General features: G+C 55.7%; 25 protein-coding genes and 1 tRNA gene. 12 read left to right on the top strand and 14 right to left on the bottom strand.

Features of this window, described 5'->3' with window-relative positions; all coding sequences use genetic code 11:
- Positions 1-4: 4 nt before the first annotated feature.
- Both ACOTX1_RS16050 and ACOTX1_RS16055 read right to left on the bottom strand, forming a co-directional pair.
- Positions 5-466, bottom strand: a complete 462-nt coding sequence (locus tag ACOTX1_RS16050; protein WP_023315248.1) for a YjiG family protein — start codon at positions 464-466, stop codon at positions 5-7.
- The gene (locus ACOTX1_RS16055; protein ID WP_022650246.1) at positions 463-1,110 is read right to left on the bottom strand and encodes a nucleoside recognition domain-containing protein; all 648 of its coding nucleotides are present in this window, start codon (positions 1,108-1,110) and stop codon (positions 463-465) included. The genes ACOTX1_RS16050 and ACOTX1_RS16055 overlap by 4 nt, the downstream gene beginning before the upstream one ends.
- Before the next feature lie 233 nt (positions 1,111-1,343).
- On the opposite strand from ACOTX1_RS16055, the gene ACOTX1_RS16060 reads away from it, so the two are divergent.
- Positions 1,344-1,697 carry a DUF4156 domain-containing protein gene (locus tag ACOTX1_RS16060; RefSeq protein ID WP_003855938.1) on the top strand — a complete coding sequence of 118 codons (354 nt, stop codon included), beginning with the start codon at positions 1,344-1,346 and terminating at the stop codon, positions 1,695-1,697.
- A gap of 65 nt (positions 1,698-1,762) precedes the next feature.
- Here ACOTX1_RS16060 and epmB read toward each other — a convergent pair whose 3' ends face one another.
- Complete coding sequence (epmB, locus tag ACOTX1_RS16065; protein ID WP_023315249.1) at positions 1,763-2,791, bottom strand: EF-P beta-lysylation protein EpmB; 1,029 nt, start codon at positions 2,789-2,791, stop codon at positions 1,763-1,765.
- A gap of 40 nt (positions 2,792-2,831) precedes the next feature.
- Between epmB and efp the strand changes: the two genes are divergently transcribed.
- The 3 genes from efp to ecnB all read left to right on the top strand — a co-directional run bounded on the left by efp (position 2,832) and on the right by ecnB (position 3,842).
- Complete coding sequence (efp, locus tag ACOTX1_RS16070; RefSeq protein ID WP_003855940.1) at positions 2,832-3,398, top strand: elongation factor P; 567 nt, start codon at positions 2,832-2,834, stop codon at positions 3,396-3,398.
- Positions 3,399-3,455: 57 nt separating this feature from the next.
- Entirely contained in the window at positions 3,456-3,587 is a 132-nt protein-coding gene (locus tag ACOTX1_RS16075) for an entericidin A/B family lipoprotein (protein WP_003855941.1), read from the top strand.
- A 108-nt stretch (positions 3,588-3,695) separates the two neighbouring features.
- Positions 3,696-3,842: a lipoprotein toxin entericidin B gene (ecnB, locus tag ACOTX1_RS16080; RefSeq protein WP_003855942.1), complete on the top strand. Its 147-nt coding sequence runs from the start codon at positions 3,696-3,698 to the stop codon at positions 3,840-3,842.
- Between the two features lie 37 nt (positions 3,843-3,879).
- Here the strand turns inward: ecnB and ACOTX1_RS16085 are convergent, their stop codons facing one another.
- The gene (locus tag ACOTX1_RS16085) at positions 3,880-4,479 is read right to left on the bottom strand and encodes a helix-turn-helix transcriptional regulator (RefSeq protein ID WP_022650247.1); all 600 of its coding nucleotides are present in this window, start codon (positions 4,477-4,479) and stop codon (positions 3,880-3,882) included.
- A gap of 262 nt (positions 4,480-4,741) precedes the next feature.
- Between ACOTX1_RS16085 and sugE the strand changes: the two genes are divergently transcribed.
- Complete coding sequence (gene sugE / locus ACOTX1_RS16090; RefSeq protein ID WP_003855944.1) at positions 4,742-5,059, top strand: quaternary ammonium compound efflux SMR transporter SugE; 318 nt, start codon at positions 4,742-4,744, stop codon at positions 5,057-5,059.
- On the opposite strand, the gene ACOTX1_RS16095 is transcribed toward sugE, so the two are convergent.
- On the bottom strand, positions 5,056-5,586 hold the full coding sequence (locus tag ACOTX1_RS16095) for a lipocalin family protein (RefSeq protein WP_003855945.1): 531 nt from the start codon (positions 5,584-5,586) through the stop codon (positions 5,056-5,058). The genes sugE and ACOTX1_RS16095 overlap by 4 nt on opposite strands.
- A gap of 108 nt (positions 5,587-5,694) precedes the next feature.
- The gene (locus tag ACOTX1_RS16100) at positions 5,695-6,840 is read right to left on the bottom strand and encodes a cephalosporin-hydrolyzing class C beta-lactamase ACT-16 (RefSeq protein ID WP_023315250.1); all 1,146 of its coding nucleotides are present in this window, start codon (positions 6,838-6,840) and stop codon (positions 5,695-5,697) included.
- 132 nt (positions 6,841-6,972) lie between these two features.
- Here ACOTX1_RS16100 and ampR point away from each other — a divergent pair, with 132 nt between their 5' ends.
- Positions 6,973-7,848: a LysR family transcriptional regulator AmpR gene (ampR, locus tag ACOTX1_RS16105; protein WP_003855952.1), complete on the top strand. Its 876-nt coding sequence runs from the start codon at positions 6,973-6,975 to the stop codon at positions 7,846-7,848.
- 29 nt (positions 7,849-7,877) lie between these two features.
- Here the strand turns inward: ampR and frdD are convergent, their stop codons facing one another.
- From frdD to frdA, 4 genes are read right to left on the bottom strand one after another with little or no spacing between them, the layout of a single operon-like run.
- Positions 7,878-8,237, bottom strand: coding sequence for a fumarate reductase subunit FrdD (gene frdD, locus ACOTX1_RS16110; RefSeq protein ID WP_000609653.1), 360 nt, complete (start codon positions 8,235-8,237; stop codon positions 7,878-7,880).
- Between the two features lie 10 nt (positions 8,238-8,247).
- Entirely contained in the window at positions 8,248-8,643 is a 396-nt protein-coding gene (gene frdC / locus ACOTX1_RS16115) for a fumarate reductase subunit FrdC (protein WP_017383964.1), read from the bottom strand.
- A 10-nt stretch (positions 8,644-8,653) separates the two neighbouring features.
- Positions 8,654-9,388: a succinate dehydrogenase/fumarate reductase iron-sulfur subunit gene (locus tag ACOTX1_RS16120; protein WP_003855955.1), complete on the bottom strand. Its 735-nt coding sequence runs from the start codon at positions 9,386-9,388 to the stop codon at positions 8,654-8,656.
- Entirely contained in the window at positions 9,381-11,171 is a 1,791-nt protein-coding gene (gene frdA / locus ACOTX1_RS16125) for a fumarate reductase (quinol) flavoprotein subunit (protein ID WP_003855957.1), read from the bottom strand. The genes ACOTX1_RS16120 and frdA overlap by 8 nt, the downstream gene beginning before the upstream one ends.
- Before the next feature lie 310 nt (positions 11,172-11,481).
- Between frdA and epmA the strand changes: the two genes are divergently transcribed.
- Both epmA and yjeM read left to right on the top strand, forming a co-directional pair.
- On the top strand, positions 11,482-12,459 hold the full coding sequence (gene epmA, locus ACOTX1_RS16130; protein ID WP_003855960.1) for an elongation factor P--(R)-beta-lysine ligase: 978 nt from the start codon (positions 11,482-11,484) through the stop codon (positions 12,457-12,459).
- A gap of 178 nt (positions 12,460-12,637) precedes the next feature.
- Positions 12,638-14,137, top strand: coding sequence for a glutamate/gamma-aminobutyrate family transporter YjeM (yjeM, locus tag ACOTX1_RS16135; protein ID WP_023315251.1), 1,500 nt, complete (start codon positions 12,638-12,640; stop codon positions 14,135-14,137).
- A gap of 36 nt (positions 14,138-14,173) precedes the next feature.
- On the opposite strand, the gene mscM is transcribed toward yjeM, so the two are convergent.
- From mscM to rsgA, 3 genes are all read right to left on the bottom strand, one after another.
- Positions 14,174-17,497: a miniconductance mechanosensitive channel MscM gene (mscM, locus tag ACOTX1_RS16140; RefSeq protein ID WP_023315252.1), complete on the bottom strand. Its 3,324-nt coding sequence runs from the start codon at positions 17,495-17,497 to the stop codon at positions 14,174-14,176.
- 19 nt (positions 17,498-17,516) lie between these two features.
- Positions 17,517-18,485 carry an archaetidylserine decarboxylase gene (gene asd / locus ACOTX1_RS16145; RefSeq protein ID WP_003855963.1) on the bottom strand — a complete coding sequence of 323 codons (969 nt, stop codon included), beginning with the start codon at positions 18,483-18,485 and terminating at the stop codon, positions 17,517-17,519.
- Positions 18,486-18,582: 97 nt separating this feature from the next.
- Entirely contained in the window at positions 18,583-19,635 is a 1,053-nt protein-coding gene (gene rsgA, locus ACOTX1_RS16150; RefSeq protein WP_023315254.1) for a small ribosomal subunit biogenesis GTPase RsgA, read from the bottom strand.
- A 107-nt stretch (positions 19,636-19,742) separates the two neighbouring features.
- On the opposite strand from rsgA, the gene orn reads away from it, so the two are divergent.
- Positions 19,743-20,288 carry an oligoribonuclease gene (gene orn, locus ACOTX1_RS16155; protein ID WP_023315255.1) on the top strand — a complete coding sequence of 182 codons (546 nt, stop codon included), beginning with the start codon at positions 19,743-19,745 and terminating at the stop codon, positions 20,286-20,288.
- Positions 20,289-20,484: 196 nt separating this feature from the next.
- Positions 20,485-20,560: transfer RNA gene (locus tag ACOTX1_RS16160), tRNA-Gly, on the top strand.
- Positions 20,561-20,830: 270 nt separating this feature from the next.
- Here the strand turns inward: ACOTX1_RS16160 and queG are convergent.
- Positions 20,831-21,970 carry a tRNA epoxyqueuosine(34) reductase QueG gene (queG, locus tag ACOTX1_RS16165; protein ID WP_003855966.1) on the bottom strand — a complete coding sequence of 380 codons (1,140 nt, stop codon included), beginning with the start codon at positions 21,968-21,970 and terminating at the stop codon, positions 20,831-20,833.
- Here queG and nnr point away from each other — a divergent pair.
- On the top strand, positions 21,969-23,492 hold the full coding sequence (gene nnr / locus ACOTX1_RS16170; protein WP_032634386.1) for a bifunctional ADP-dependent NAD(P)H-hydrate dehydratase/NAD(P)H-hydrate epimerase: 1,524 nt from the start codon (positions 21,969-21,971) through the stop codon (positions 23,490-23,492). The genes queG and nnr overlap by 2 nt on opposite strands.
- A complete protein-coding gene (gene tsaE, locus ACOTX1_RS16175; protein WP_003855970.1) occupies positions 23,485-23,946 on the top strand; it encodes a tRNA (adenosine(37)-N6)-threonylcarbamoyltransferase complex ATPase subunit type 1 TsaE in 462 nt (153 codons plus the stop codon). The genes nnr and tsaE overlap by 8 nt, the downstream gene beginning before the upstream one ends.
- Positions 23,947-23,951 lie beyond the last annotated feature (5 nt).

Genomic DNA, 23,951 nt, shown 5'->3' on the forward strand with positions numbered 1-23,951 from the left:
CTCCTCAGAAGAGTAGTTGCATCACCCACATTGAGAGCAGGGCGTTAATGACGCAGACAGCGATGATGTGCGGATAATACTTCGGGTTGACGCCTGCGGTGCCAAGGCAACGACCCGTGTTTTGCACCGGATTACCCATCAGATAGATGGCGGGCAGCAGGATGGTGGCATCGTGACCGTTGAGCGTGCCGGCAGCGACCAGACTGGCGCAGACCCCCACACCGCCCCCCATGCTCATCACCGAGGCCAGAAGAACCGTTGCCGCCGCACCCGGAAGTCCCCACAGAGCCATGATGGGCTCGCATACCCTGCCGACAATATCCAGCAGGCCGGTTACCTTGAGCGCCTGAATGATAACAAACGCCATGACCACGTTCGGCAGCAGGCTGGTGGTGGCGATGGTAAAGCCGCGGCGGGCGCCATCGATAAACAAGTCCATGATATTTTTACGCGACCGGGCGATCATTTTTCCTCCTGAGCGCAGCGAACTTCCATGTGGGCGATCCACAGTCGCAGAAAGTTCGCGCCAACAAATTTGAACACCAGAATGACGGCAAGCGGCGTGATTACGGGGACGGTAATAAAGGTAAAGAGTGCGGCGCCGGAAGAAAAATAGTTGGTAATAATGGCGCTACCGCTGGTCTGGAAGGTGGCGAAAATGGCGCGCTCATGGTCAGTAATTGCCCCTTCGTTGGTCAACTCTTTGGTCATCCCTGCGGCAGCATCAGTATTTTGCAGGTTGGCGATAAGCGCCAGAGAGCAAATGCCCGGCACGCCGAGCAGCGGGCGCAGAATGGGCGTCATAAGCTGTTGTGCGGCGCGCAGCCCGCCCAGCCCCTCGGTAACGGCAATGATCCCGAGCGATAAAATGACCGAGGGCGCCAGTTCAAGGGCAAACAAAAAACCATCTTTCGCTCCCGTGCCGCCCTCGCCGCGAAACGTCAGCGCACCGTTCACCGGTCCAAAGCTGCCGTTCAGGACGGTAAAATCCAGCACGCGCCACCATTCGGTACTTTTGGCGAAAAAACCTGAGAAAAATACGATGGTGAGCACGAACGCCAGATAGCCCACCCAGGTTACTTTTTCCTCTCCTGAGGATGATGCACTCATGAAACCCCCTTTTTTGAGTCGCGTACAAAAGTTGTACGTCGCATCACTAAAAACGATCGGGGGCTAAAACACGATATCCCAAAGGTTATTATCAGAATTCATTTAAGATGTCGGAGGAGTGCCAGCGGAATCTGGCTCGCAGAAATGCTCAGCATTTTTCTTTTGGTCATCTTTTTAGTATAAGGTTTACACGCGGACAACTACTGTCCAGCTTATTGAAAACGAGGAATAACATGCGCATAAAAGTCTGTGCAGGGATTGTAGGTGCAGCATTGCTGCTGGCGGGTTGTAGCACCAGCAATGAGCTGACGGCAGCGGGCCAGAGCGTTCGCTTTGTGGAAGATAAGCCGGGCAGCGAATGCCAGCTGTTAGGCACCGCCACTGGCGAGCAAAGCAACTGGATGTCGGGGCAGCACGGCGAAGAGGGCGGCTCTATGCGCGGTGCGGCCAATGCCCTGCGTAATCAGGCTGCGGCAATGGGCGGCAACGTGATTTACGGGGTGAGCAGCCCGACGCAGGGGATGCTGTCCAGCTTTGTGCCAACCGCCAGCCAGATGAACGGCCAGGTCTATAAGTGCCCGAACTGATATAACCGTTTGATGGCGCTGCCGCTTTATCTCCAGGGCAGGTAAGCGTAGCGCCACCTGCCTTTTTACTGCTGACGCAGCTGCAAATCCAGCGGCGTCTTACTCGGCTCTCCGCCAATCTCACGTGCCAGCTTCGGCACCATATAACCTGAAACCAGCGTTAACAGCTCGCGCATAATCTTCCGGGCCTCTTCATCTGTCACCATGAAGTGCGCCGCGCCCTGGACGCGATCCAGAACATGCAGGTAATAGGGCATAACGCCCGCATCAAATAAGGCATTGCTGAGATCGGCCAGCACGCGGGCGCTGTCGTTCACGCCGCGCAGTAATACGCTCTGGTTGAGCAGCGTCACGCCTGCCTTTCGCATACGCGCCATTGCCTCACGAAAGTCCGCGTCAATTTCATTCGCGTGGTTGATATGGTTTACCAGCAGCACCTGCAAACGGGACTGCTCCAGGCGCGTGACCAGGGCGTCGGTGATACGCGCCGGGATGACGATCGGTAAACGGCTGTGAATGCGCAGACGCTTAATGTGCGGGATGGTCTCAAGCTGAGTCAGCAGCCAGTCCAGCTCATGATCTTTTGCCATCAGCGGGTCGCCGCCGGAAAAGATGATTTCATCCAGTTCCGGGTGCGCCGTGATGTAGTCCAGCGCCACCTGCCAGTTGCGCTTATTGCCCTGGTTTTCGGCGTACGGGAAGTGGCGACGGAAGCAATAGCGGCAATTTACCGCGCAACCGCCCTTAACCAGCAGCAGGGCACGATTGCGGTATTTATGCAGCAAACCCGGTACGACACTGTTCTGCTCTTGCAGAGGATCGGTGCTGTAGCCGGGGGCGGTAATAAACTCATCCTGAGAGGTAAGCGTTTGTTTTAATAACGGATCATCAGGATTGCCCTTTTCCATTCGGGCAACAAACGCGCGGGGAACGCGCAGGGCGAAAAGGCGTTTCGCCTCACGACCTGCACGCAACGCTTCGTGCTGTTCGAGGTCTAAAAGACGCAGCAATTCATCAGGACTGGTGATTACATCGGCAAGTTGCGATAACCAATCTTCTCTGGACGGGGTGTTTAGGGTTACAATATGCGCCATTTTGTGGCTTAGCTACCAGTTAACAAATTTAGAGGGCCTTATGGCAACGTACTATAGCAACGATTTTCGTGCTGGTCTTAAAATCATGATGGACGGCGAACCGTACGCGGTTGAAGCCAGCGAATTCGTTAAACCAGGTAAAGGCCAGGCATTCGCACGCGTAAAGCTGCGTCGCCTGCTGACCGGTACCCGTGTTGAGAAAACCTTCAAATCTACTGACTCCGCTGAAGGCGCTGATGTTGTCGATATGAACCTGACTTACCTGTACAACGACGGTGAGTTCTGGCACTTCATGAACAACGAAACCTTCGAGCAGCTGTCTGCGGACGCAAAAGCGATTGGTGACAACGCCAAGTGGCTGCTGGATCAGGCTGAGTGCATCGTGACCCTGTGGAACGGTCAGCCTATCGCGGTTACGCCTCCGAACTTCGTTGAGCTGGAAATCGTTGAAACCGATCCAGGTCTGAAAGGTGATACCGCAGGTACTGGCGGCAAGCCTGCCACTCTGTCTACCGGCGCTGTGGTGAAAGTGCCACTGTTCGTACAGATCGGTGAAGTGATCAAAGTGGATACCCGCTCCGGCGAATACGTATCCCGCGTGAAGTAATTTACGTCATGATGTAAGGCGCAGCGCCCGCTGCGCCTGATTTTGCAGGCAGGGAAGATGAAACGTACCGTTAAAATTCTGCTTCTGTTAGCGCTCTCCAGCGCAATTCTCTCCGGTTGCAACACCGCGCGTGGCATGGGTGAAGATATCCAGGATCTCGGCCATATCATTTCCCATGCGGCCAGCTAATTCCGTCTAATTTTCCTAAAAATTCTTCCTTTTCCGTCAAACGACAAGATCTTGTCTATTCTTAAGTTGCTATACACAAAATAACTTTGGCTATAAAAGGAAGATATTATGGTTAAGAAAACAATTGCAGCGATCTTTTCTGTTCTGGTGCTTTCTTCGGTACTGACTGCATGTAACACCACCCGTGGCGTAGGGGAAGATATCTCCGACGGTGGTAACGCGATTTCTGGCGCAGCAACCAAAGCTCAGAACTAATGAAAGCGACGGTACGGCAGGTCATTTCACCGTACCGTCAATTCTCCACTTCCTGTAGCGATAAAAACGGGGAGTAGCGCGTATCCATATGTAGCTTCATGCGGATATTGCGTTTGTACGTGTACACCGTTTTTCCGTTAATGCGCAGATTGCTGGCAATTTTCTGGTTGCTCGCGCCATCCATCCACAGGCTAAGAACTCTCTCTTCCTGACGCGTCAGTAACGGTGCCGCCATCTCCGGAAGCTCCGCGCTTGCGCATGACGTTAGCGCGTCATTTATCACCGCCGCTAGTTTTTCCAGATCGGTATTTTTGGAAAGAGAAGACCATATCGGGAACTGCGCCAGATAATCTGTCATCTCTTGCTCCTGGCCTGATTGCAGCATAATAAAAGGCAATGTTTCGCTGGCAATCAGCAGGGAGGATAGCTGCTGAAAATGGTGTAAATCCTGCCGGAAGCCAGATAAATCAGCGATGACCAGCGCAGGTTTCCATTGCAGGATATGCTCTCTGGCGAGGAAAAGATTATTTACCCCGGTTACGACGAAATGACCCGAAAACAGGTCTGAATGATTGACCCAGGCTTCAAATCCCGTGCGGGTGAAGTGACAACGGTCAATCAAAAGAATTTTAAACATAAAATTTTCGCAGTCGGCTAGTGGTTTGGCTTCCTGCCATCAGAAAGCCTATCATCATAGAGAAGTCGGATGAGTCATAAATGCCTGAACTCCGTGTCTTACTGAGGCTATTTCTTGCCTTAACATGTTCAGCAGAAAAAGTTTGAAAAAAAATTCCATGCTAACCAAAATATAAGGCGCAACCTCAGCCTTGCGGGACGACCCGTAAGCGCTTCATTCATCGGGGACGGCCCCAACTTGTCGTTAAGTTAAGGAGCCTGATATGTCCTGGATCGTTCTTGTTATTGCCGGTTTGCTCGAAGTGGTATGGGCAATTGGCCTGAAATATACCCATGGTTTTACCCGCCTGACGCCCAGCGTCATCACTATCGCCGCAATGATTGTCAGTATCGTCATGTTGTCATGGGCGATGCGAAGCTTGCCAGTCGGAACGGCTTACGCTGTCTGGACGGGAATTGGCGCGGTAGGGGCTGCCATTACCGGTATTCTGCTGCTGGGGGAGTCTGCGAGCCTGGCGCGCATCGCCAGCCTCGCGTTAATCGTCGCGGGTATCATCGGGTTAAAACTCAGTACCCACTAATGCGGCTGTTTTACCCAGAGTAATTTCGTCACGTCAAACCCTTGCCGGGTCGCTATGTCCAGCATCTGCTGTTTCATTTCCGCCGGGATCGTTGGCGTGCGGGAGAGGATCCACAGATAGTTGCGATCCGGCCCACACACCAGCGCATGGCGGTACTCTCTGTCCAGCGCAATGACGTTATACCCGCCGTAGAATGGGCCGATGAAAGAGACTTTCATGGCCGCGCGGTTAGACGCGCCGGTGAAATAGGCCTGACCAACTGACTGCTGCCACATCTGGCGATCCGGGTTATAGCCGCGGTTAATGACCCGGATCCCGCCGTCATCCATCGCGCTGTAGTTGACCGTGACTTTTTCTAAGCCCCGTTCGAACTGATGGTCCATTCGGGCGATTTCATACCAGGTGCCGAGGAAGCGCTGTGCGTCGAAATTACTTACTACCGTGACGCCAGGCGGAGGAGTAGGGGAACTGCAAGCAACCACTAAAAACGCGGCTGTTACTGCGGCAATAACAGGCAGAATGCGCATAGGAGTTTCCTTACTGTTTTTTGTTAAGTGTAGATGACAGCAGGGAAAATGCGGGAGATTGTGTAGGGGGTTTTGCCGGGTAAGGCGAAGCCGCCACCCGGCAATGTTTTACTGTAGCGCCTCGAGGATATGGTATGCCGCCTCAACGCGTGCCGGGTTCGGATAGCTTTTATTCGCGAGCATCACAATACCGATCTGCTTTTCAGGAATAAAGGCCACGTAGCTGCCAAATCCGCCAGTAGAACCCGTTTTATGGACCCAGGACGCTTTGACCGGGGGAGCCGGTGGATTCACTTCAGCCACGGGTAACGGCGCCAGCGCTACCTTACTGTCGCTGCCTTCGACCACCGTGTTGGCCTCCACGGGCCAGTTGAGCATCTCCCAGCCCAGACCCTGATACATTGACCCGATACGCCAGTAGCGCGACTGCGCCAGCGCGATGCCCTGCTTAAGTGAGGCATCGGCAACCTTCTCCGGCGCCATGTTTGCCATGACCCAGTTCGCCATATCCTGCACGTTGGTTTTCACGCCATAGGCTTGTGCATCCAGCATTCCCGGCGAAACGCGCACCGCTTTACCGTCACGATAGCCCCAGGCGTAATGCGCCTCTTCCGCTTTCGGAACGTTAATCCAGGTATGGTCCAGCTTGAGCGGCTTAAGGACCCGCGTCGTCATGGCCTGCTCATAGGGCATGCCAGAAGGTTTGACCGCCAGCGCACCAAAAAGACCGATGCTGGCGTTGGCGTAAAGACGCGTTGTGCCAGGCTTCCACTGCGGCTGCCAGTTTTGATAAAAGCGCAGCAGGGAGGCGTTATCCGTGACCTCATCCGGTACCTGTAGCGGCAGGCCGCCAGCGGTGTAGGTGGCGAGATCCAGCATACGAATACCCTGCCACTGCTTGCCCGTCAGCTGTGGCCAGTATCTGGTCACCGGATCGTCCAGCGAAATTTCACCGCGAGCAATGGCATCCCCACCTAAAACGCCGGTGAAGGTTTTACTTATAGAACCCAGCTCGAACAGGGTCTGAGGCGTAACGGGTTTATTCGCCGCGATATCGGCCTTGCCAAACGTGTAATAGTGCGATTTTCCCTGATAAATAACGGCCACCGCCATGCCTGGAACAGACTGGGCTTTCATCAGCGGGGTAACCGTATTCGCGACCACCTCCGCCAGCTGTTTTTCTGATACTGGCGCGGCGAGAGCAGAGCAAGAGAGGCCCAGCAGCAGGGCGCAGCAAAGGGATTTTTTCATCATCAGTAATCTTCCGTAATAGCGAGTCAAGGGGATGTCCGGGCCCGTCAGACAGGCGTAGTCTGTTGGATTTGACTGTGCCTGACAAACGGTTAAATTTAGCATTAGCTGTTAATTTTTCTAACGGAAGAGACCATGACGCGAAGCTATCTCCCCCTCAATTCGCTTCGGGCTTTTGAAGCCGCCGCGAGACATCTCAGCTTTACGCATGCGGCCATTGAGCTGAACGTGACCCATTCAGCCATTAGCCAGCATGTGAAAACGCTGGAGCAGCACCTGAACTGTCAGCTGTTCGTTCGCGTGTCGCGCGGGCTGATGTTGACTACCGAGGGTGAAAATTTACTGCCGGTGCTGAATGATTCTTTCGATCGTATAGCCGGAATGCTGGATCGCTTCGCTAACCATCGTGCGCAGGAGAAGCTGAAAATCGGCGTGGTGGGTACATTTGCCACCGGGGTTTTATTCTCGCAGCTGGAGGATTTTCGCCGTGGCTATCCGCACATCGATCTTCAGCTTTCCACCCATAACAACCGCGTTGATCCGGCTGCCGAAGGGCTTGACTATACGATCCGATACGGTGGCGGGGCGTGGCACGGCACCGAGGCTGAATTCCTTTGTCATGCGCCGCTCGCGCCGCTGTGTACGCCCGATATCGCCGCCAGTCTGCACAGTCCGGCCGACATCCTCAGGTTTACGCTGCTGCGCTCTTACCGACGCGATGAATGGACCGCGTGGATGCAGGCGGCCGGCGAGCATCCCCCTTCGCCAACGCACCGCGTGATGGTATTTGATTCGTCCGTGACCATGCTGGAGGCCGCTCAGGCAGGGGTGGGCATTGCCATTGCGCCTGTCGATATGTTTACCCATCTGTTAGCCAGCGAGCGCATTGTGCAGCCCTTTGCGACGCAGATTGAGCTCGGCAGCTACTGGCTGACCCGATTGCAGTCCCGGGCAGAAACGCCAGCCATGCGCGAATTTTCCCGGTGGCTGGTGGAGAAGATGAAAAAGTAAAAAGCCCGCCGGATGGCGGGCCTGTTCAGTCAGATGGTGACCACGGCAATCAACGTGACGACCGTCAGAATGGTCGCCAGACCGTAGAAGACCCATTTACCGCTTGGCACATGGATTTTCAGATCGTGCATCGCATGGTGGATACGGTGCAGACCACACCACAGCGGCAGGACGATCATCAGGAAGATGAACACGCGGCCAATAAAGCTGCTCGCAAAGGCCAGTACGCGCTCATAGCTCAGCGCATCGCCCGGGAACAACCCCAGCGGCAGCATGATCCCGACCAGCAGGATAATGACCGGGGCAATAATGGCGCTCCACATGCCGCCTGCGCCAAACAGCCCCCAGAAAACCGGCTCGTCTGAACGTTTTGGATTTGGATTGATCACAGTAGTCTCCTTACCAGAACAGTGCGACAAACAGAATGACCACAGAGACAACTGCTGTCACTGCCCAGAGCCCTTTAATGACCGGTTCTGGCCCCATTTTTTCGCCTTTTACAATGATGTTCGCTGCTTTTGGTGCCAGTTCAAACCAGGTTTTGGTATGAAGCAGCGCGGCGGCGAGCACAATCAGGTTCAGTACTACGATGATTGGGTTTTGCAGGAAGCCCACAAAACTGGCCCAGGCTTCCGGGCCGTGCTTGAGGGCATACACCCCGTACAGCAGTTCGAGGCTGAACCAGACCGCGGGAACTGCCGTGCCTTCACGCAGCATATAGAAGCGATAAAACGGCAGTTTTTTCCACCAGGTGGACGGCATTGGTCGCACGTAGGCTTTGCGTTTAGTCGTCATCATGCACTCCTTAGCGTGGTTTCAGGGTAGCGATAAGAAAGTCTTTCGAGCTTTCCACCTTACCCTGCTGAATGGCGGCGGCCGGGTCGACATGCTTCGGACAGACTTCGGAGCAGTAACCGACAAACGTGCAGGTCCAGACCCCGTTCTGGCTGTTCAACTGGGCCATACGTTCTTTTTTGCCGTGGTCGCGGCTGTCTTCGTTATAGCGGTGCGCCAGGGTAATGGCGGCCGGGCCGATAAACTCAGGGTTCAGGCCAAACTGTGGACAGGCGGCGTAGCACAGGCCGCAGTTGATGCAGCCGGAGAACTGATGGTATTTCGCCATCTGCGCGGGCGTCTGGGTGTTTGGCCCCTGATCCGGTGTGCGCGGGTTGCCGATGATGTACGGCTTAATCGCTTCGAGGCTTTCGATAAAGTGGGTCATGTCGACCACCAGATCGCGCTCAATCGGGAAATTGCCCAGCGCTTCAACCTTGATGCCTTTGGTGTAATCACGCAGGAAGGTTTTACACGCCAGCTTTGGCACCTTGTTGACCATCATGCCGCAGGAGCCGCAAATTGCCATGCGGCAGGACCAGCGGTAGCTCAGGTCTGGGGCCAGGTTATCTTTGATATAGCCGAGCGCATCCAGCAGGGAGGTTTGCTCGTCGTAAGGGACTTCATAGAAAGCGCTATGCGGCGCGGCGTCCACTTCCGGATTGTAGCGCACCACTTCAACTTTCAGTTTTTGCATCTCAGCCATTCGCCTTCTCCTTCTTATCGGCGGCTTCTGCTTCTGCACCGTACACGCGTTTCGCCGGTGGCAGCGTGGTGATTTTCACGTCGCTGTAGTCCAGACGGGTGGTGCCATCCGCATCGCGCCAGGCGAGAGTGTGTTTAAGGAAATTGACGTCGTCACGTTCAGTGCAGCCCTCATCCAGACGCTGGTGCGCGCCGCGGGACTCTTTACGCGCCAGGGCGGAATGGGCCATACATTCTGCGACGTTCAGGCCGTGGCCCAGTTCAATGGTATAAAGCAGATCGGTATTGAAGACGCTGGAAGTGTCGGTGATACGCACGCGCTTGAAGCGCTCCTGCAACTCCGCCAGCTTATCGACGGTTTTCTGCATCAGCTCTGGCGTACGGTAGATCCCGCAGCCTTCTTCCATCGACAGCCCCATTTCGTCGCGGATCTTCGACCAGTTTTCGTTACCTTCCTGGTTCACCAGGTCTTTCAGGCGTTTTTCGACGTCTGCAACCTGCGCATCCAGCGCCGCGCTGTTAGCTTCACCTGCCGTTGCGGCACGCTCCACCGCACGTTCGCCCGCCATGCGACCAAAGACCACCAGCTCAGCCAGCGAGTTCGAGCCCAGACGGTTTGCGCCGTGCAGACCGACGGAGGAACACTCGCCCACCGCAAACAGCCCTTTGATGCGGGTTTCGCACTGCTGATCGGTTTCGATGCCGCCCATGGTGTAGTGCGCGGTTGGACGCACCGGGATCGGTTCTTTCACCGGATCGACGCCCACATACGCTTTCGCCAGCTCGCAGATAAACGGCAGACGCTCCAGCAGTTTCTTCTCGCCGAGATGACGCAGGTCGAGATGCACCACGTCGCCGCGCGGCGTTGAGATGGTGTTGCCTTTGCGCCACTCGTGCCAGAAAGCCTGAGAGACTTTGTCGCGAGGGCCGAGTTCCATGTATTTGTTTTTCGGCTCGCCAAGTGGGGTTTCCGGACCCATGCCGTAATCCTGCAAATAGCGATAGCCGTTTTTGTTGACCAGAATTCCGCCTTCGCCGCGGCAGCCTTCCGTCATCAGTATGCCGGAGCCCGGCAGGCCGGTTGGGTGATACTGGACGAACTCCATATCACGCAGCGGGACGCCGTGGCTGAGCGCCATGCCCATACCGTCACCGGTGACGATGCCGCCGTTGGTGTTGTAGCGGTATACGCGGCCCGCGCCGCCCGTTGCCATCACCACCGCATTAGCGCGGATCTGGACAAGCGTGCCTTCCATCATGTTCATCGCCACCAGTCCGCGCGCATGACCGTCGTCGACCAGAATGTCGAGAACGAAATGTTCGTCAAAGCGCTGGATTTGTGGGAACTGGAGGGAGGTCTGGAACAGGGTGTGCAGCATGTGGAAGCCGGTCTTATCGGCGGCAAACCAGGTGCGTTCGATCTTCATGCCACCGAAGCGGCGGACGTTGACGCTCCCGTCCGGACGGCGGCTCCACGGGCATCCCCACTGTTCCAGCTGGGTCATCTCCGTTGGGCAATGGTGCACGAAGTAATCAACGACATCCTGTTCGCAAAGCCAGTCGCCCCCTGCAACTGTGTCGTGGAAATGGTATTCGAAGCTGTCATGATCCTGCGCGACGGCAGCGGATCCTCCTTCTGCGGCTACCGTGTGGCTGCGCATCGGATAGACTTTTGAAATCAATGCGATTTTAGCGTTCGGATTGGCTTGTGCCGCAGCAATTGCAGCGCGTAATCCAGCCCCGCCAGCGCCTATTACGGCAAGATCGGCTTGAAAAGTTTGCACGACATTCCTCCAGATTTTTGTTTTCCCGCAACGCGATGAGCTAAAGGACGTTCACCTGCCCGAACGGGCGATTGCGGAAGCGATTCCACTGCTCCTTTATGGGTAAAACAGTATAACCGCGTAGAAGTGAGGGAAATTTGACGTGTTCGATTTTTTTGCTGTTCTGTGCGGTGATTTATCATCGTGATTAATGAATGGCGTCACAGTATTTCTCTGTGCAATGAAAAGGGACTTTTACTGTGCAAAATTTGTCTCTGCCCCGGCTTACGAGTAGACTTCGTGCCCTTGTCTGAAAACGGAGAAATAACTCATGAGCGAAACGGCCACCTGGCAGCCGAGCGCATCCATTCCAAACCTGCTAAAGCGCGCAGCAATTATGGCGGAGATCCGCCGTTTCTTTGCCGACCGCGGCGTCCTGGAGGTGGAAACGCCGTGCATGAGTCAGGCGACGGTCACGGATATTCATCTGGTCCCGTTTGAAACCCGTTTTGTTGGCCCAGGCCACTCTCAGGGCATGAATCTGTATCTGATGACCAGCCCGGAATACCATATGAAGCGTCTGCTGGCGGCCGGGTGTGGTCCGGTCTATCAGCTGTGCCGTAGCTTCCGTAATGAAGAGATGGGCCGACACCATAATCCGGAATTCACCATGCTGGAGTGGTACCGCCCGCACTACGACATGTATCGTCTGATGAACGAAGTCGACGATCTGCTGCAACAGGTGCTGGATTGCGCGGAAGCTGAAACGCTCTCCTATCAGCAGGCCTTCCAGCGCCATCTGGAAATCGATCCGCTGTCGGCTGATAAAACACAGCTGCGTGAAGTGGCGGCAAAACTGGATCTGAGCAACGTGGCGGATAACGAAGAGGACCGCGACACGCTGTTGCAACTGCTGTTCACCTTTGGCGTTGAACCGCAAATTGGTAAAGATCGCCCGACGTTTGTCTATCACTTCCCGGCCAGCCAGGCCTCGCTGGCGCAGATCAGCACCGAAGATCACCGCGTGGCGGAACGGTTTGAGGTGTACTTCAAAGGCATTGAGCTGGCGAACGGTTTCCACGAGCTGACCGACGCGCGCGAACAGCAGCAGCGTTTCGAGCAGGATAACCGCAAGCGCAACGCGCGCGGTCTGCCGCAGCAGCCGATTGACACCAACCTGCTGGAAGCGCTTAAGGCCGGTTTGCCGGACTGCTCCGGCGTGGCGCTGGGTGTGGATCGTCTGGTCATGCTGGCGCTGGGTGCCGAGCAGCTGGGCGATGTGATTGCCTTTACGGTCGATCGCGCCTGAAAAAATGCCGGGTGGCGCTGTCGCTTACCCGGCCTACTCGGTCATTTAACTCTGCCACATTAAAAACTGCTCTTTTCGCTATGCACGGGTCTTTTTCTTAAATTGACTCGGATAGCCACAATATTTGTCTGGTCATCTGCTACCATCCGCGCAGTTTAATTCCGTTTCGGATGGTTATATGTCTCACTCACTCAAAAAAATGACCCTTACCGGGCTCATTCTGATGATTTTTACGTCAGTCTTTGGCTTTGCCAATAGCCCGTCCGCGTTTTATCTGATGGGCTACAGCGCGACGCCGTTTTATATCGTTTCCGCTCTGTTCTTCTTTATCCCGTTTGCGCTGATGATGGCGGAGATGGGCTCGGCGTACCGGAAAGAAGAGGGTGGCATCTATTCGTGGATGAACAACAGCGTCGGTCCGCGTTATGCGTTTATCGGTACGTTCATGTGGTTTTCATCCTACGTCGTCTGGATGGTCAGCACGGCGGCCAAGGTCTGGGTGCCGTTCTCAACGTTTCTCTTCGGTGCGGATAAAACGCAGGTCTGGTCTCTGGCGGGGCTGAGTTCCACACAGGTGGTCGGTATTCTGGCGGTGTGCTGGATGGTGGTGGTCACGCTGGTGGCCTCGAAAGGCATCAACAAAATTGCCCGTATCACTGCCGTTGGCGGTATTTCCGTGATGTGCCTGAACCTGGTGCTGCTGCTGGTCAGCATCGCCATTCTGTGCCTGAACGGCGGGCATTTCGCACAGGAAGTCAACTTCGTTTCATCGCCTAATCCGGGTTACCAGTCCGGACTGGCCATGCTCTCCTTCGTGGTGTTTGCCATCTTTGCTTACGGTGGAATTGAAGCCGTGGGCGGCCTGGTCGACAAAACCGAAAATCCGGAAAAGAACTTCGCCAAAGGCATTATCTTTGCCGCCATCGTCATATCCATTGGCTACTCACTGGCGATTTTCCTCTGGGGCGTCAGCACCAACTGGCAGCAGGTACTGAGCAATAACACTACCAACCTCGGCAACATTACCTACGTGTTGATGAAAAGCCTGGGGGTGACGCTGGGCAACGCCATGGATCTCGCGCCGGAAACGTCGGCCACCCTGGGGATCTGGTTTGCGCGGATTACCGGTTTGTCGATGTTCCTCGCCTATACTGGCGCGTTCTTCACGTTGATCTACTCGCCGCTGAAAGCGATTATTCAGGGGACGCCAAAGACGCTGTGGCCTGCACGTATGACTCAGCTGAACGCTGCCGGTATGCCTGCCAACGCGATGTGGATGCAGTGCATGCTGGTGTGCGTGTTCATTCTGCTGGTGTCCTTCGGCGGTGATACCGCGTCGGCGTTCTATAACAAGCTGACCCTGATGGCAAACGTATCGATGACGCTTCCGTATCTGTTCCTGACCCTGGCGTTCCCGTTCTTTAAGGCGAAGCAGGATCTGGAACGACCGTTTGTGATCTTCAAAACCCGTGCGGCGACGCTGCTGGCGACCACTGTTGTGGTGCTGGTCGTCGCGTTCGCCAACATTTTTACCGTCATTCAGCCCGTTGTTGAGGCAAATGACTGGAACAGCACGCTGTGGATGGTTGGCGGACCGATCTTCTTCTCGCTGCTGGCAATGGGGATTTATGAGCATTACCGTCGTCGCTCGACGGCCTGTGTAGCAGAAGTGGCATAAAGGATTGACCCCCTCCCGATGGGGAGGGGGAAAGGATTACAAACTTCCCGCCGGGCGCGTACGCGCCGCTGACGTCAACGTTCTTCCCGTCTTACGTCCGTCCAGCGTTTCCAGACGCATCTGGAACGGTGGGAACGGCATATCAATTCCGTGCTCGCGGAAGCCAGCCAGAATCAGCTGGTGGATCTCATGGCGCAGCGGCATACGGTGTCCCATCTCGGCGGCGTAGATACGCAGCTCGAAAATCTGGATCCCCTGCTGCAAATCAACCAGGAAGACTTCCGGCGGTGGGTTGTCGATTACCAGCGAACAGCGTTCAGCAGCCGTATACAGGATCTGCGTCACCTCTTCGCTGTTGGCATCCGACGGAGCGGGTACGGTCAGCACCACACGCGTGACGGAGTCGGACAGCGACCAGTTGATAAACTGCTCGGTGATAAATGCCTTGTTCGGGACGATGATCTCTTTACGGTCCCAGTCGCTGATGGTGGTGGCACGGGTGTTGATCCTGGTGACGCTGCCGGTGAGATCGCGGATGGTCACCGTATCACCAATTCGAATCGGCTTTTCAAACAGAATGATCAGACCAGAAACGAAGTTGGCAAAAATCTCCTGTAAACCAAAGCCCAGGCCTACGGTCAGGGCGGCAACCAGCCATTGCAGTTTTGACCATTCGATACCAATCATCGAGAAGCCGACCAGCCCACCAAACAGCATGATTAAATACTTGGTGATGGTGGTGATGGCATAGCCTGTGCCTGGGGTTAAATCCAGATGCTGCAACAGCGCCAGCTCCAGCAAGGCAGGGAAGTTACGGATCAGCTGGGTGGTGATGATCAGCACCAGAATCGCAATCAGCACGGCCCCTAAGGTGATGGGCTCCAGGCTTTCGACTCCCTGCACCGTGGATGTCACATCCCATAAAGAGATGTTCTCCAGGAAGCCAAACGCGGAGTGGATTTCTGACCACAGGTAGATCACCGACAGCAGGGCAACCAGCATCAGAATTGAGCGTACCAGCCGCAGGGACTGGGTACTTATCGCATCCAGATCCAGTTCGACGTCATCAGCGTCTGTAGTCCCTTCGGTGCTGTTGACGTGGTTTGGCTCTTCCTCACCCCGCGCGCGCTGGGCCAGAATTTCTGCGCGACGATGTTTAGCACGGTCAAACGCCAGACGACGACGCTGGATCAGCATGCCGCGGCGGATAACATGGTAGACCACCAGCAGCAGGAACCAGATGGCCACCGACGTTTCCAGTCGGGCGAGCAGCGCCTGCGACGTGGCGAGATAACCGACCGCTGCCGCCAGCATCGCCGCCAGCGGCGCGCTGAGCAGCAGGTTCCACAGCAGACGGTTTAACATGTTATCGCCGCTGCCGGTCTTGTCGAGATAGAGCGGGATCCCGGCGCGTTTCAGGCTGAGCGTCACTACCGCTAACGCCCCGCAGATCAGCATAAAGCACAGCCGTCCCAGCGAGCCGGAGAACTCCCGGTCATTGAGATTATCGAACATGATCAGCGCCATAATCAGCGGCACAATCAGCCCGATGCTCATCAGGTAATAGCGCATCGCCCGCGCCACGCGATTACGCGGCCAGCCAAAGTGAGCGATGAACAGACCATTTGGCCGCGCAAACGTGGCGCAAATCATCACCACCCACAGCAGCGGAACGGTGGCGGTCACGCCATCGCCAATCGCGACGGCAAGCGGGTAGGGCCAGGCTTCACGCAGTCCGTATCCGAGCGTCATCCACAGCACCGGCAGCGGAGACGCGACCAGAATTGACCAGAACACCGTACGCAACGTCAACCAGAAGTGATCCTGGGTTACTTTTCCCACTCGGGCGCTGGAGCGCTCAAGGAAACGGGTAAAGTGACGACGGGAATAAATACTGAAGCCCACCAGAATCAGCGCCCCCAGCAACGGGAAGATAGTCTCCTTGCTGGTTATCATCATTACGCTGGCGAGGCCCAGCTGGCTAAAGGTGTCCAGCGAAATGAGGCGGCGCAGATCCTGCACGATCTCAATCGGCCAGGCGAAGGTCATCGGCCGCACGTCGGACGTCCAGAAAAGGTAACGGTGCGTGGCTTCGTTGACCTCTTTCAGCGCATCCTCCAGCTGGCTATTCGAGACTTTCAGCTTGGTCAGCTCAAGGATCAGCGTATCGCCCCCCTGCAACAGGGAATTGAGCAGTTCGCGTTGGGTGCGCAGCTGCGCTTCCAGAATACGACTTTGCTCGCCGGTGAGCGGCTGTCCGTCAGCCTGACGGATCTGGCGGATTTGCGGCTGCTTGTTGAGGAGATCTTCATAATGAAGACGCTGAACACGCAGCTGCGCCATCTCCGTATCAAGCTGCTGTGGTTTTGGCATCTCTGGCAGACGGGCCACCTGCGCGCGTAACGCTTCGCCCAACAGGTTAGACGAGCCAAGCCACTGGGACTGTTCACGCAGCGTGTTGAGTGCCTGACGAACCTGAAGGGTTTGATTGGTAGCCTGACGCTGCTGCGAGGCCACCAAATCCATGCGCTGCGCCTGCTGATTCAGCGCAGCAGAAAGCTCGCGGTTAACCTTAAACTGGGCGACGATGCTGTCGGGCAGGTTAGCGCTGTTTTCGGCCAGTAACTCTGTGCTTTCCAGAGCACGTTCAGCTTCACGCTGACGCTGGCTGTTGAGTTGATTTCTCAGCGCCTGGAGATACGCATCCAGCTGCTGGCTCTGCTTCTGCGCCAGCTCGGAACGCATCCGCGACAGCTCCTGGCGGTTGTTAGCGGAAAGCTGCGCCAGCTCCAGTTCATCAACCAGGGCTTTTAGTCTGGCGGATTCCGCCTGCAACCCAAGATTTTGCGCCTGATTCTGCGGTGTGCTGCCCGTCTGCGTCCCGATGCGGCGTTCCACCTCATTTAACTGACGGCGGGCATCGGTTTGCTGCTGTGGAAGCTGACTGAGGGAATCGGCAATTTCACGCGCCCGTTCCTGCTCCTGCTGCGCCAGACGGCTTTTTTCCAGCAGCTGGCTGCTGACTTGCAGGATCTCCTGATTCAGCGCCTCGGACGTCATCCCCGCGGGGATCTGGCGTGGTTCATCGCGCAGGTTGTTTAGCTGCGAGCGCAGGGTCTGAGAGAGTTTGGGGAAATTGTCGATAACCTGTTGATACTGCTGCGCGCGCTCAAGGGAACCCTTTCGTTCCTCAAGCGCGTTCAGTGCAGACTGGAGCGACTCAACGGTCTCCGGCTGAGCGGGTTTTGCCGCTTTTGCCTGCTCCAGCTCCTGGGTTATCTGTTTGGCGTCGGGGGCCGTCGCTGCGTACGCCCCCATGCTGAGGCACCAGGCCATCAGTAATACGATAATCGGGCGCACGTCAGCGATCCTTCTGTTGTTAGCCTTCGTCTTTTTTGTCGTCAACCAGCGGGCTGGCGTCGTGCTCGGCTTTGATCTCATCTTCCGGCAACGGGGCTGGCGCAACGTCTGGTGTTGCAAAGACCTCCGTCGATACTGCCAGAGGCTGGCCGAGTTTGGTCACGGACAGGCTTTCCAGCTCGTCGACCAGGTTAACTTTGCCCGGAGCGAACAGGTTGATGACCGTTGAGCCCAGCTTGAAGCGGCCCATTTCCTGACCTTTCAGCAGGGCCACAGAACCTTCTTCTTCGCCGGCAGGCCAGGTCCAGCGCTTGATCACGCCTTCGCGTGGCGGAGTAATGGTGCCCGCCCAGACGGTTTCGATGCTGCCTACAATGGTAGCACCCACCAGAATCTGCGCCATTGGGCCAAATTCAGTATCAAACAGGCAGATGACGCGCTCGTTACGGGCAAACAGGTTAGGAACGTTTTGCGCCGTCAGGTGATTGACGGAGAACAGATCCCCCGGCACGTAGATCATCTCGCGCAGAATACCGTTACACGGCATATGCACGCGGTGGTAATCGCGCGGGGAGAGATAGGTGGTCGCGAAAGTCCCGTTACGGAACAGATCGGCCATTATGTAGTTACCGGCCAGCAGCGCTTCCAGGCTGTAGTTATGGCCTTTCGCCTGCAAAATTTTGTCGTTTTCAATTTTACCCAGCTGGCTGATCACGCCGTCCGCTGGCATCACCAGCACGTTCGGGTCGGTATTCAGCGGACGCACTTCGTCGCGCAGCGGACGCACAAAAAATTCGTTGAAGGTACGATAGCTTGCCGTATCCGGCTTCTGCGCTTCTTTCATGTCGACCTTGTAGTATTTCACGAACAGGTCGATGACCAGTTTGGTCAGCCAGCCCGCTCGTTTGCTCGCGCCCCAGCCCGCCAGGCGAGTGAGCCACAGTTTCGGCAGAATGTATTGAAGCGAAAGTTTAAATGAGTTTAACAAGGTAGCCTCCAGGCCATTGTTTTGTCGTTCCTGATCCGGCATTACGCTGCCGGAACCTGAAAAAAGGGGACGATTTTAGCGACGCTTAGCTTAGTTGTCAGTTATCAGAATCAGAAAAGTTTTTACGCGTTTTTACCTGGTCCATGCTTTCGAGAATACGGTGGTAATTTTCGAAACGGGTTTCCGCAATTTCTCCGTTCTCTACCGCTTCGCGGATGGCGCAGCCCGGATCGTTGTCATGTTTACAGTCGCGGTATTTGCAAGCGCCTAAATAGTCATGGAATTCGACAAATCCGTTAAAGATTTGTTCCGGCTCGAGATGCCAGAGACCAAATTCACGCACGCCCGGGGAGTCAATCACATCGCCGCCGTGCGGGAAGTGATAGAGACGTGAGGCGGTGGTGGTGTGCTGGCCCAGCCCGGAGACGTCCGACACATCGTTGGTCAGGATCTCCTGCTGAAGGCCGAGCAGATTGTTAAGCAGGCTGGATTTACCCACGCCGGACTGCCCTGCAAAGATGCTGATGCGGTTGGTTAGCGCATCTTCCAGCGGCTTCAGGCCGTCTTTGGTGCGGCTGGAAACCATCAACACGCGATAGCCAATGTTGCGGTAAATATCCATCTGCTCATTGACAAAGGCCATGGCCTCGTCATCCAGCAGATCGATTTTATTCAGCACGATAAGCGGCTCAACCTGTAGCGTTTCGCAGGCCACCAGATAACGGTCAATAATGTTGAGTGAAAGCTCAGGCAAAATCGCCGAAACGATCACGATCTGGTTAATGTTGGCTGCAATGGGCTTCACGCCGTCGTAGAAATCCGGACGGGTCAGAACCGACGTGCGTTCATGCACGGCTTCAACGATGCCTTTAACCGTTACCCCTTCCGCCGCCTCCTTGCCCGGACGCCAGACCACGCGGTCACCGGTCACCAGGGAACGGATGGTGCGACGGATATTGCAACGGTGGATATCCCCGTCGGCAGATTCGACATCGGCGTGCATGCCGAAGCGGCTAATCACAACGCCTTCTGTCGCTTCGCCAAACAGGTTGTCGTCGTAATCGGGCTTCTCCGTAGTGGTTTTAAGACGGCGCTGGTGATTTGCATTCACGCGGCGCTGCTGCCCTTTGGAGAGTTTATTTTTACTCAATCGCGCTGGCTCCTGGTCGCCCGTAGCGGGCAAAACCTCTATGATACACTCTAATTAATACTAGTTAACCTGCTACTGCCGGTTATGCGAGAAGGGTGGAAAATAACATGAGCGCGGACGAAAACAACCTGATTTGGATCGATCTTGAGATGACCGGCCTTGATCCCGAGCGCGATCGCATTATTGAGATCGCCACACTGGTCACCGATGCCAACCTCAATATTCTGGCGGAAGGCCCAACGATTGCCGTGCACCAGTCCGATGACCAGCTTGCGCTGATGGATGAGTGGAACGTGCGTACCCATACCGGCAGCGGGCTGGTGGAACGCGTGAAGGCCAGCACCCTGGGCGACCGCGAAGCGGAGCTGGCGACGCTTGAATTTCTGAAGCAGTGGGTGCCGGCAGGAAAATCGCCTATCTGTGGCAACAGCATTGGTCAGGATCGTCGTTTCCTGTTTAAGTACATGCCGGAGCTGGAGTCCTACTTCCACTACCGCTATCTGGATGTGAGCACCCTGAAAGAGCTGGCCCGCCGCTGGAAACCGGAAATTCTCGACGGCTTCACAAAGCAGGGGACGCACCAGGCGATGGATGACATCCGTGAGTCTGTTGCGGAGCTGGCGTACTATCGCGAAAAATTTATTAAGCTCTGATTTTGCGATCCGGCGCCTTGCGTGGCCGGGTTTTTGTCGCTAAATTGTTCAGCTTGCCGATTAAATAAGCACTTGAACTGAATTTCAAAAAAATCGCTTTGAGGGGGGTTGCAGCTAAACGGATTTCTCGTATAATGCGCCTCCCGTAACGACAGAGAATTACACGTTACGACAGCAACAAAAGCAGTACAGATTTGCGGGAATAGCTCAGTTGGTAGAGCACGACCTTGCCAAGGTCGGGGTCGCGAGTTCGAGTCTCGTTTCCCGCTCCAAATTCTTCTTCATCTCCAGATTATCCACAGCGAAGTGCTTCGTTGGGGACGTTTTCTATTATGTCTGAAATACTCTTGTGAACAGAGTTATCCACAGAAACCGTGATAAAACCAGTCTCTACGAAATGTTAGCAGGGTGAATAATATCTTCGTAATTACCTGTAATTTATGAAGAAAATTTGATTTCAAAATGTTATTGAGATCACTTGACCTGTTTGCCAGAGCTGATGGCGCCTGAATTCTTATTTTTATTCACAGCCTGTGAATATATCACACATCCCGCGGCAGCCCTTTTTCAATCACCCTGACCAGGCGCTGTTTCTTCGGTAACTGCACTTCAACCACGCCGGCATTTCGCTTCTCAATTTGCTGCGCAATCGCCCATTCTATGTGCTCATCAAGAAGTGGGTGCTCACCTCTACGGCTTTCGAGCGCCTGAAGATTTGCCTCATCCCACGGGGCATTCCCCAGCGCAACGGCCACATTACGCAGCCAGCGCAGGTGGCCGATACGACGTATGGCGGAACCCTCCGTCACCTTCAGGAACCAGGCTTCGCTCCAGGCGAACAGTTCGATCAACTGCGGGGCATGTAACGCCTTGCGCGGACTGAAGTCTTCTTCGTCCGTCAACTGTGAATAACGGTTCCACGGACAAATCAGCTGACAGTCATCACAGCCGTAGATGCGGTTGCCAATAAGCGGACGAAACTCCTCTGGAATAGCGCCTTCCAGCTCGATAGTGAGATAAGAGATACAGCGGCGCGCATCAACGGTATACGGTTCGACAATCGCGCCCGTCGGGCAGATGGTCATACAGGCCACACAGCGACCACAACCTTCTTCCACCGGACTGTCTACCGGCAGAGGTAAATCAATCAGTAGTTCACCCAGGAAAAAGAATGAGCCCGCGTCGCGGCTTAAGATAAGTGAGTGCTTACCTGTCCAGCCGAGCCCGGCTTTTTCGGCGATCGGGCGCTCAAGAATAGGCGCAGAATCGACAAAGGGTCTAAAATTCAGCGAAACACAGTGCTGCTGAATGGTTTCCCCGAGCTTTTTTAGACGGTTGCGTAGAAGTTTATGGTAATCACGCCCCAGCGCGTATCGGCTGACGTAACCCAGCGAAGGATTTTTTAGCGTGCGCGCAAAGGCCGCGTTAGCAGGCAGATAGTTCATGCGTACGCTAATAACGCGCAGCGTACCCGGCAACAGCTCGTGGGGGCGGGCACGCATCATACCGTGACGCGCCATCCACTCCATCTCGCCGTGGTATTGTTTATCCAGCCATGCCTGGAGCTTAGGCTCACTGGCAGAGAGGTCGGTGTCAGTAATACCGACCTTCTGGAAGCCCAGTTCAGCACCCCACTGTTTTATTTTTTGCGCTAATTCATTGAGATCGAGGGGCTGTGACATGACGGACCATACTGTGAAGAAAAACCTCGCAAGTATACCACATTCCATCTGGCATGCGGATGACCTCCGTCGGGCCGAGAAAGAGGCCGCAGATAGCCTCGGCATTACCCTTTACGAACTGATGCAGCGCGCGGGCGAGGCGGCGTTTAACGTGGCGCGCACGGCTTATCCGGATGCCTCGCACTATCTGATCCTGTGCGGGCACGGCAATAACGGTGGCGATGGCTATGTGGTGGCTCGTCTTGCGGTGGCGGCGGGGCTGCGCGTCACCCTGATGGCGCTGGAGAGCGACAAGCCGCTACCGGAAGAGGCTGGCATGGCGAGAGAGGCCTGGCTGAATGCGGGGGGCATTATTCATGCGCCTGATATTATCTGGCCCGAGGATGTCGACGTGATTGTTGATGGTCTGCTGGGGACGGGACTGATGCGCGCGCCTCGCGATGACGTCGCCGCGCTGATTACGCGCGCTAATGCGCACCCCGCCCCGGTGGTAGCGCTGGATATTCCCTCCGGCCTGATGGCGCAAACCGGCGCGACGCCGGGCGTGTCGATTGAGGCGGCGCACACCGTGACCTTTATCGCCCTGAAGCCGGGGCTGCTTACCGGGAAAGCGCGGGATGTCGTGGGCACGTTACACCACAACGCCCTGGGGCTGGAAAACTGGCTGATCGGACAGGATACCCACATCACCCGCTTTGATGCCTCCCAGCTTGCACAGTGGCTACCGCCGCGTCGTCCCACCTCCCATAAGGGTGACCATGGCCGACTGCTGATTATTGGTGGCGATCATGGCACGGCAGGTGCGATTCGAATGACCGGAGAGGCCGCGTTGCGCAGCGGCGGCGGATTAATACGCGTGCTGACCCGCAGCGAAAACATTCCGCCCATTATTACCGCGCGGCCGGAGCTGATGGTCCACGAGCTTACCCCGCAGGCGATTGAAAAGGGTCTTGAGTGGGCGGACGTGGTGGTCATTGGTCCGGGCCTGGGTCAGCAGGAGTGGGGTAAACAGGCCCTGCAAAAGGCCGAGAATTTTCGTAAACCGATGCTCTGGGATGCCGACGCGCTTAACCTTCTGGCAATAAACCCGGATAAGCGTCACAATCGCATTCTGACGCCGCACCCCGGCGAAGCCGCACGGCTGCTTAACTGTAGCGTGGCAGAAATTGAAAGCGATCGCTTACTTTCAGCCCAACGTCTGGTAAAACGTTACGGAGGTGTTGCCGTTTTGAAAGGGGCGGGAACCGTTATCGCCAGCGATGATGCGATGGGCATCGTTGATGCCGGTAATGCAGGCATGGCGAGCGGCGGCATGGGCGATGTGCTCTCTGGCATCATTGGCGCATTGCTCGGACAGAAACTTCCCCTTTATGATGCAGCCTGTGCGGGCTGCGTGGCCCACGGTACGGCGGCTGACAGGCTGGCTGCTCGTTACGGAACGCGCGGTATGCTGGCCACCGATCTTTTTTGCACGCTGCGGCGTGTTGTTAACCCGGATGTGATTGACGTAGAAAATGACTAATCGAGCGATTCCTTTACCTGATGAACAAGCCACTTTAGATCTCGGCAAGCGCGTGGCGCAGGCCTGTCAGGGGGCGACCGTCATTTATCTGTATGGTGATTTAGGCGCGGGTAAAACAACCTTCAGCCGTGGCTTTTTGCAGGCGTTAGGCCATAACGGGAACGTAAAAAGCCCGACCTACACGCTGGTGGAACCGTACACGCTTGAAAATATCATGGTGTACCACTTTGATTTATATCGTCTTGCGGACCCGGAGGAGCTGGAATTTATGGGGATCCGCGATTACTTTGCCAACGACGCCATCTGCCTGGTGGAGTGGCCGCAACAAGGTGCGGGTGTGCTGCCTGACCCGGATGTCGAAATTCACTTAGATTACCAGGCACAAGGGCGTGAGGCACGCATCAGTGCGGTTTCCTCATCAGGCTGTTCCTTACTGGCGCGTTTAGCCGGTTGAGCGTA

This window comes from Enterobacter cloacae complex sp. IR5401 (assembly GCF_049238425.1).
Lineage (GTDB): Bacteria > Pseudomonadota > Gammaproteobacteria > Enterobacterales > Enterobacteriaceae > Enterobacter > Enterobacter hormaechei_C.